5 protein-coding genes and 1 pseudogene are annotated in these 6,729 nt (G+C 41.9%); all 6 read left to right on the forward strand.

All coding sequences use genetic code 11. The features are described 5' to 3' along the window. The first annotated feature begins 327 nt into the window (after positions 1-327). The 6 genes and pseudogenes from DXA20_RS15685 (at position 328) to DXA20_RS15710 (ending at position 6,722) form a co-directional block, all read left to right on the forward strand. Positions 328-999 (forward strand): DUF6198 family protein, encoded by a 672-nt coding sequence (locus tag DXA20_RS15685; RefSeq protein WP_118562045.1) that lies wholly within the window; start codon positions 328-330, stop codon positions 997-999. Between the two features lie 241 nt (positions 1,000-1,240). Next, a pseudogene (locus DXA20_RS15690) lies at positions 1,241-1,602 on the forward strand (BlaI/MecI/CopY family transcriptional regulator). A 3-nt stretch (positions 1,603-1,605) separates the two neighbouring features. After that, a complete protein-coding gene (locus DXA20_RS15695) occupies positions 1,606-2,919 on the forward strand; it encodes a M56 family metallopeptidase (protein ID WP_118562047.1) in 1,314 nt (437 codons plus the stop codon). A 233-nt stretch (positions 2,920-3,152) separates the two neighbouring features. Continuing rightward, complete coding sequence (locus tag DXA20_RS15700; RefSeq protein WP_118562049.1) at positions 3,153-3,851, forward strand: ABC transporter ATP-binding protein; 699 nt, start codon at positions 3,153-3,155, stop codon at positions 3,849-3,851. A gap of 1 nt (position 3,852) precedes the next feature. After that, positions 3,853-6,090 (forward strand): ABC transporter permease, encoded by a 2,238-nt coding sequence (locus tag DXA20_RS15705; protein WP_118562051.1) that lies wholly within the window; start codon positions 3,853-3,855, stop codon positions 6,088-6,090. 35 nt (positions 6,091-6,125) lie between these two features. After that, positions 6,126-6,722: a TetR/AcrR family transcriptional regulator gene (locus DXA20_RS15710; RefSeq protein ID WP_118562053.1), complete on the forward strand. Its 597-nt coding sequence runs from the start codon at positions 6,126-6,128 to the stop codon at positions 6,720-6,722. Positions 6,723-6,729: the final 7 nt, after the last annotated feature.

Consider the following 6,729-nt stretch of genomic DNA (forward strand, 5'->3'; position numbering starts at 1 on the left):
GGCAGGGAATTGCTGCATGACGCAGCATATGAGGAGACTATGGAGCGTATGCGGGATGTCATCATATATGAGATTTTCGGGAGAACCGAATCGTAAATAATGATTAAAATGCTGATTTGAAAAAGTAAATTCCAGTGCAAGAGTAAATTCCACGGGCTTTTAAATTTTATGAATAAATAACTGATCACCTAGACTTGTCATTTCTCTGGAAAAGTACTATAATTTCATGCGGAAATTTTTAATAGATATCATAAAGGATCCCTCATACAAAAGAAAAGATTTTATTCGGAGGATCTGTGCCTGAGAAGCACAGAAATGGAGTAACGCATGAATGATAAAAGACTTGTACTTAGAGGAGAGGCAGCACTTATTTTGGCAATTATCATAAACAGCATGGGGGTATTGCTGATGCTTCAGTCCGGTTCCGGAATATCGGCAATCTCAAGCGTGCCATATGCATTTAGTGAGGCATTTCCGAAATTATCCCTTGGAACATGGACATATATATTTCAGGGACTTCTTGTGATTACCCTTATGGTTCTGAAAAAGAGGTTTGTTCCATCGTATCTTTTCAGTTTTGTGGCCGGCTTTTTGTTTGGTGAAATGATGGATGTGAACGAATTATGGATCACGAAGCTTCCATTATCTATTCCCCTTAGAATATTTTACTTTGTGTTGAGTTACATCATCATTTGCTTTGGCATCGCATTATCCAACCGCTGTAAGCTGCCGATCATTCCTACAGATCTGTTTCCGAGGGATCTGTCAGAGATCATAAACAAGCCATATGCAAGAGTGAAGATTGCGTTTGATGTGACCTGCCTGTTTGTAACAGCCTGTCTGACATATTTTGCTCTTGGGAAAATATTGGGACTTGGCGTCGGAACCGTTGTGGCGGCATTTACCATGGGAAAGGGAGTTGCGATTGCAGGAAGCCTGATCGATAAGAGGGTGACATTTGTGTCGGTGTTTCATAAAGAACTGAAGGAAGCCGTATAAGTAATTATTTGATATCAAAAGACAAAGACTTTGGGACAATTCCGGCCTTTGTCTTTTTTGTGTATAGGAAAAGCTCGTAACATAGCAGAGATCAAGGAAAAAACGCTGGTTTTTTCCTTTTTTATTTGTTCTAAAATTTTATTGAGAGAATAAAAAAATACAGTTGACAATTTGGTCTAACCGTAGTAGACTAACACTAAAGAAATGGTCTACATCAATTAGACCCAAAGGGGATGAACAAATGGAAGCGTTAAAATTAGGAGCGGTCGAGAGTAAATTTGCCGATGTTATCTGGGAGCATGAGCCGATTCCCTCCGGCCAGCTCGTCAAGCTCTGCGAGCAGCGGCTGGAGTGGAAAAAGTCCACCACGTATACGATGTAAAACGATTATGTGAGCGGGGTTTATTTCAAAATGAGAAAGGAATTGTTTCTTCTGTAATGACCAGAGAGGAATTCGGAGCGGCACAAAGTGAAAAGATCATTGAGGAATCCTTTGATGGGTCGCTGCCGGCGTTTATTGCAGCCTTTGCCTCCCGTAAGAAACTATCGTCTGCGGATGTGGCAGAGATCCAGAAAATGATTGATGCCTACAGAGAGGAGTAGCCTATGGAACGATGCTTTATAATGATATTAAATAATGCACTTACCGTCAGTGTATTGATTTTTGTAATCATCGTATTACGACTTTTGTTTCAGAAAGCACCGAAAAGGTTAATATGCTTTCTCTGGGTGATCGTTGCAGTTAAGCTGATCGTGCCGGTTCCTTTGGAGAGTACTTTCAGCCTGATTCCAAACCGTACGCCTGTATCAGTGGGTATTGCATCGCAACAGGAACCAATGCTTGAAACAGGATTGAAACCTGTGGACGCTGTCGTAAATCCTGTGATTCATGAACAATTTACTTCCGCAAGGGTCACCGGTGTGAATGTAATTCAGGTATTTCTGCACGCCGGTACCATAGTCTGGATCATCGGAGTGTTTGGAATGCTTGCTTATACAGCGGCCACTTACATTTTGCTGAAACGAAGGGTTCGGGCGTCCATACGCACAGAGCAAAACATATATGAATGTGACGATATTCCCGGTTCGTTTATTCTTGGGATCGTACGGCCGAAAATATATTGTCCATCGGGGATGATCGGGGAAGAAAGGGAATATGTATTGAAGCACGAAAAAACACATATAAAACGAAAAGATCATCTTTGGAAACCGCTTGGTTTCGTGATATTGTCATTTTACTGGTTTCAGCCTCTCTGCTGGATCGCATATATTCTTTTTTGCAGGGACATTGAATATGCCTGTGATGAGCGAGCGACCATGGGCGAGGACAAACAGTGGAAAGCGGATTATTGTCAGGCATTGTTAAATTGCAGCGTAGGACGGAAGAGGATTGCAGCCTGTCCGGTTGCCTTTGGCGAGGATCATGTAAAGGGGAGAGTGAAGAATATCATGAATTATAAAAATCCTGCAGTTTGGATCGTTCTGCTCGCGATTGCAGCATTTGCCGTGGTCAGCGTTTGCTTTGCAACGACAAAGAAAAAAGATGATAATGTGGAGTATCATTTTACCTGTGATTACGGCAGCTCCAAGTTATATTCTAAAGAAGATATGGATGAGGCGATTCAGACGATCATGAATGAGTTTAATAACTGGAAGGGCTGCGAAATGCACAGCATCCGATACGGATCAGATCAGACATGCAGCGAGGGCGACAATTTAAGCTGGATGCAGGAATTAGAAAATGCAAACGACAACAAAGAAACATTTACAGAATGTATTATGTTTGAATGCGATTTTCATTCACCAAAAAGTGATGCGGATGCAGGGGGACTAAATGTGGATGAAGAGTATACAGACTGGCAGTGGTGGCTGGCACGGTCAGAGGGTGGCAGGTGGAAGCTGATGACATGGGGATATTGATAAAGGACTCGTGTTGATTTACAGGAAATGGATGTTGTATTTTTAAGCAGTTTTAAGATAAAAGCTTAAAAATAACAAAGGCAGTGAATCTATGTACTAAAATAGATTCACTGTTTTTTGATGCATACGAATAAAAAATATTCGCAAACCCCCTTGACATTTATGTTAGTTAGGACTAACATAAATGCGAATGAAACAGATAAAATATTCGCATAAAACAGGGAGGATTCAGAATGTTTATCGAAGGAAAAAATCTCGTAAAAAAATATGGAAAGGGCGAAGCAACGGTATTTGCGCTGGACCATACGGATTTCAGTATGGAAAAGGGAGAGATCGTCGTTATCCTCGGACCCAGCGGAAGCGGAAAAAGTACATTGTTGAATATACTTGGAGGTCTTGACAAGGTGACGGAAGGAAGCATGCTGGTGGAAGGAAAGGATCTGGAGCAGATGTCTGCCAAAGAGCTGGAGCTGTATCGGAGAAATCAGCTTGGTTTTGTATTTCAATTCTATAATCTGACACCGGATCTGACGGTTCGGGAAAATATTGAGATGACAGCAGAGCTTGTAAATGATCCGGTCAGTGTAGATACATTGCTTGAGAATCTGGGGCTTGTAAAATATCAGAAGCATTTTCCGAAAGAGCTTTCCGGCGGACAGCAGCAGCGTGTTGCCATTGCGAGAGCCATGGTAAAGAAACCGGATATTCTTCTTTGTGATGAGCTGACGGGAGCTCTTGATACAAAATCATCCAGAGATGTTCTGATGAGAGTGCAACAGATGAATGAAACTTATCACACAACCGTTGTGATCATTACCCATAATCTGAACATTGCAAAAATGGCCGACCGCATTATCCGGATCACTGACGGCAAGGTAACATCAAACCGGAAAAATGAAGACAAGCAAAAAGTAGAGGAGATGGAGCTGTAATATGACGATCAACAAGAGGGCTGTGCGCAGCATAAAGAAAAATATATCATTTTATATTATAAGTATCATTCTTACGACACTGACATCCCTGGTCATCGTTGGTGCCATATCAACCGGTCATACACTGAAAAATGTGGTCAATGATTTTGTGGAGAAATACAAGGCAGAGGATGCAGAGTTTGTAACTTATAAGCCGATTTCTGACGAGGACATCAAAAAGCTGGAAAAGGAATACGATGTCCTGGTAGAATACAGTCGTTATAAGGATATCAAATGTAAAGGCGGAGATTTAAAGGGGACAACGCTTCGTGTCTTTGATATGCCGGAAAAACTGAATCTGTGCGAGATCAGAGAAGGGCATAAACCGGGGACGGGAGAGACACTTCTGACGCAGGATTTTGCAGATATCCATGGCATCAGGGTCGGGGATACGATTTCTTGCGGAAAGTATTCATATCAGGTGTCTGCATATACCACAAAGTCCGATTACATCTATATGCTGGAAAAGCTATCCGGTTACATTGACAATGAAAAATTTGCGGTTATGGTAGTAAATGATCAGGAATATGATCAGATTGATGCCGAAGAGACCAGATATTATTCGATTAAGTACCAAAAAGACAATTCCAAAAAGGTGCGGGAAAAGCTCAATAAAGAATATGTGGTCGCAAGCTATCTGGCAGCAACCTCCAATACAAGAATTTCGATGCCGGTCAATGAGGGCGATGCCGTTACAAACATGGCAACCCTGTACGCTCCGGTTATGTTTATCATTATCATTACATTGATCGTTATGATCCTTGGAAGAAATATTAAAAATGAGCAGTATCTTCTGGGAGCCTTTCTTGCACTGGGATTTTCCAGAAAGCAGATCATTGGTCATTATGTGCGGTATGGTCTGATTCCAGGTATCATCGGAAGCATTCTTGGAATTGGATGTGCAATCCCCGTGACCCGATTGCTTTGTCGTTTTTATATCGAATATGATTTTGAAAAGCTTGTCTATACGGTGACATATAATGTCCCTTCGATCATCCTTGCGTTTGTGGCACCGGCACTTCTTTACTCCGCGGCGATTGCAATACAATCCGCAAAACTGTTGCAAAAGTCACCGGTTGATCTGCTTCGCAATACAGGAAAAGACAGCAGAACAGTAGGTGTAATGAAAAACAGCTCTGCGAAGACACAGACAAAAATGAAGGTTAGAAATGTGATCGGACATCCGGGCAGAAGTATCGTGACAACCATTGGTGTTGCGATCGCCGCATTTTGTATTCTTGCCGGTCTTATTATGAGTGACAGTCTGAATGCCCTGCTAAAGGACGGACTGACCAGCTCTGTAAAATATGAATATTTATACCGTCTGAACTCTTTGCATGAGGACACCCCCGAGAAGGGTGAAGCATTATTTCAGAATTATTATGAAGTAGAGGGGAGTACCGTACAGCTTTCTGCACAGGGAATTGATGAAAATTCCAGATATTTCCCGGATCAGACAGAAAACGGGAATAAGCTGGATCTGGACAAATACTATCTGACAAGTGCAGCGGCGCAGACTTATGGTGTGAAAACCGGCGAGAAATTTACATTTTATAATATTGCCGATCTGAAAAAGCATAAGGTAACCATCAGTGGTGTTGTAGAGGATAATACCCATTGTTATCTGTATACTTCAAGAAAGAATGCTGCAAACCTTGCAGACGTCAGTGATCAGGCATATAACTGTATTATCAGTAAGGATAAACTAACATTAGACAAGAAGCTGGTGGCAAGTGAGACGAAGATGACCGTCACGGCAGACACCATGGAAAACCTCATGGGGCCGATGAAAGCAATCATTATCACATTTGAAATTGTTGGAATCGTTCTTGGTGTATTTGTGCTGTATCTGATCATCAATATGATCGTATCGGAAACATCCGTCAACATATCTGTGATGAAGGTGCTTGGCTTTGGCAGACAGGAGATTTCCAACCGGGTACTGAATATCAATCATATTCTGGTATGTATCGGATTTTTGCTGGGAATTCCGATCGCCTATGCCTTTGTAAAGGTTGGATATTCGGATACAATAGAAAATTATGGAATGATGTTATCACCGGTGCTTACGGTAAAAGCCCTTGTGATTGGCTTTGTACTTACCTGGATCACCTATGATCTGTCACTTCTTTTTCAAAAAAGAAAAATTTCAAGGATTGACATGGTGGAAGCTTTGAAGGAAAATAATAGAAATGAGTAATATTATTTTCAACAGCTGTTTTTGGGAGGATACAGATGGCAAAGCGGGTATTTACAGAGGCAGAGAGAACAGAATACAGAGAAAAAATGCTTGCGGCAGGCTTTGATCTGCTGAAACAATATGGAATGACACATATGTCGGTTGCCAAAATTACTGAGGCAGCCGGCATTGGCGTTAGTACCTTTTATAATTTTTTCCCGTCGAAGGAGGCTTATGTATATGAGGTTCTGCAGTACCGGAGGAAGATGATCCCGGAACTGATCAAAATGGCATTGGACGGGAAAGAAAAAGCGGGGCCGGCAGAGACGAGAAACTATCTGAAAATTATGATCGATGAAGATTACAGTATATTTCCGAGCCTTTCCCCCGAGGATGAACAGCGTCTTTTAGAGATGATTCCGGAGAAGGCAAAACCGGATCTGCAAAGAGAGACGGAGATTTCAACCATGTTTTTTCAGCAGATGGAGGGCATACGCCCGGATATCAACATTGGAGTTGTGACGAATCTGATCAAGATATATGTGCTGGGGGCAGAAGGCAGGGAATTGCTGCATGACGCAGCATATGAGGAGACTATGGAGCGTATGCGGGATGTCATCATATATGAGATTTTCGGGAGAACCGAATCGTAAATAATGA

This window comes from Roseburia sp. AM59-24XD (assembly GCF_003478445.1).
In the GTDB taxonomy this organism is placed as follows: domain Bacteria; phylum Bacillota; class Clostridia; order Lachnospirales; family Lachnospiraceae; genus Jutongia.

Coding starts and splice junctions, on each gene's coding strand:
- DXA20_RS15700 (WP_118562049.1), top strand. CDS start 3,153: ATGTTTATCGAAGGAAAAAATCTCGTAAAAAAATATGGAAAGGGCGAA.
- DXA20_RS15705 (WP_118562051.1), top strand. CDS start 3,853: ATGACGATCAACAAGAGGGCTGTGCGCAGCATAAAGAAAAATATATCA.
- DXA20_RS15710 (WP_118562053.1), top strand. CDS start 6,126: ATGGCAAAGCGGGTATTTACAGAGGCAGAGAGAACAGAATACAGAGAA.
- DXA20_RS15695 (WP_118562047.1), top strand. CDS start 1,606: ATGGAACGATGCTTTATAATGATATTAAATAATGCACTTACCGTCAGT.
- DXA20_RS15685 (WP_118562045.1), top strand. CDS start 328: ATGAATGATAAAAGACTTGTACTTAGAGGAGAGGCAGCACTTATTTTG.